2 protein-coding genes and 1 pseudogene are annotated in these 1,154 nt (G+C 65.6%); all 3 read right to left on the bottom strand.

Going from position 1 to position 1,154, the window contains the following annotated elements:
* The coding region (locus FJ980_RS33115; RefSeq protein WP_181181406.1) for a triphosphoribosyl-dephospho-CoA synthase at nucleotides 1–237 on the bottom strand (237 nt) is incomplete at its 3' end.
* Between the two features lie 12 nt (nucleotides 238–249).
* On the bottom strand, nucleotides 250–741 hold the full coding sequence (locus FJ980_RS35730; protein WP_246676692.1) for an ATP-grasp domain-containing protein: 492 nt from the start codon (nucleotides 739–741) through the stop codon (nucleotides 250–252).
* Between the two features lie 6 nt (nucleotides 742–747).
* Nucleotides 748–1,154 (bottom strand): annotated as a pseudogene (locus FJ980_RS35725) (RimK family alpha-L-glutamate ligase); the annotation flags it as partial.

Genomic DNA, 1,154 nt, shown 5'->3' with positions numbered 1-1,154 from the left:
GGTGTTGGTTGCTACCGCCAGGCGTGTCGCACGCACCGCCTCCAGCATGCGCTGCCCGACCGAGAGGCGAGGATCGGTCAGCGGCTCGGACGAAACCTCGGCACTCATCATGAACTGGGCGGCGGACATGCCGTGTCCGTCGGCGAACAGGTGGACGTTGCCCGGCTTCAGAGCTTCGATCTCCATCCGGCAGGCATCCTTGTAGCTAGCCCGGAGGCGTTCACGCGATAACGCCATCCTGCCGCTCCGTTACGAATTCGCCGGCGCGGTGAAACGGAAGGGCCGCGGCGCGGCGGTCGCTTCGGTGCGGTCGGCCAGGAATTTCAGCAGGGCATCGGCGATCGCTTCGGCGATGTTCACAGCGACCACCGATTGCAGTCCTGACCAGGCGGGCATGCTGTTCACCTCGAGTACGAACAAGCTGCCATCGTCGGCTCGCACGATGTCCACGCCGGCGAAATCCGCGCCGACGGCGGCTGACGCGGCGACAGCCAGCGATGCCAGCTCAGCCTTGCCAGGTCCCGAAACCGGCTCCGGCACGCCACCCCGGTTGACGTTCATCATCGCGACTGTTTCGCCGGCGCAGACAAAAACGCGGAAATCCCGGAAGGGCGGGCCGGCGCGCGACACATAGTGCTGGAGATAGTAGACGCTGTTCACCTCGTCTGCGGCGGGAAGGTCGGAGAGCGTACGGATCAGCCTTATCCCGCGGCCTTGCGCCCCGAACAATGGTTTCAGCACCAGCGGTCACTCCCGAAGCTCCTGCGCCGCGATCTCCTTGGCGGCGGCAAGTCCTTCGACGGCGAATGTCGGTGGCGTTGGCTGGCCAGCATTTTTCAAGAGGAAAGTCGTCATCGACTTGTCGACGCAGCGTTCGACCGCCTGCGCCGAATTCCACACGGGAACCGACAGCCGGCTCAGCGCGTGCAGTACCCCGAGGCGCCGGGTGATCGCTTCGAACGATCCTGCGGCGATCGAACGGACGAGCACGGCATCGGGCAGCGCACCGCCGAAACCGGGGATCGAAAGTCCGCCCGGGCTGCCGGTGTCGAACGCGATCGCCGCCCGCGGCACGGTTGCAACAATAGCGCCCCGTCGACCAAGCCTTGCCGCGAGGCCACTTGAGCCGGTGTACGAATTGTCGCTGACGATCA

It is taken from the genome of Mesorhizobium sp. B1-1-5, assembly GCF_006443065.1.
Lineage (GTDB): Bacteria > Pseudomonadota > Alphaproteobacteria > Rhizobiales > Rhizobiaceae > Mesorhizobium.
This window is presented reverse-complemented; position numbering and strand designations above follow the sequence as displayed.